The 331-nt window shown below is 40.5% G+C and carries 1 protein-coding gene; it reads right to left on the bottom strand.

The genetic code is table 11. The annotated features are described in order from the left end of the window. Positions 1–68: 68 nt before the first annotated feature. Positions 69–331: response regulator transcription factor (locus tag AB4486_RS26780; RefSeq protein WP_372119809.1), on the bottom strand; the 263-nt coding region annotated here is incomplete at its 5' end.

Genomic DNA, 331 nt, shown 5'->3' with positions numbered 1-331 from the left:
TTTTTGTATTTGGGATTTCTACATTCTAACTGCATTGACTGTTTATGGTTGAGGGCAGAGAGTTAGGTCTATTGGACAAACTCATTTGTCGCAATGTTGTTCTTAACCCAGATCAAAGCTTGTAAGCGATTCTTCACCTTGATTTTTTTAAACGTGTTGTGAAGGTGTGCTTTGACCGTATTCTCACTGACATAGAGGGTATCTGCTATCTGAGTGTTAGATGCTCCATCACCGAGTAACTTAATGATCTGCTGCTCGCGTTTGGTCAGCTTGAGGTAATGAGGGCTGGTTTTGGCGCATTGTCTGTCTCTATAAAAACGGATGTATTTAT

The sequence above is a fragment of the Vibrio sp. 10N.222.55.C6 genome (assembly GCF_041473395.1).
Classification (GTDB): domain Bacteria; phylum Pseudomonadota; class Gammaproteobacteria; order Enterobacterales; family Vibrionaceae; genus Vibrio; species Vibrio crassostreae_C.
This window is presented reverse-complemented; position numbering and strand designations above follow the sequence as displayed.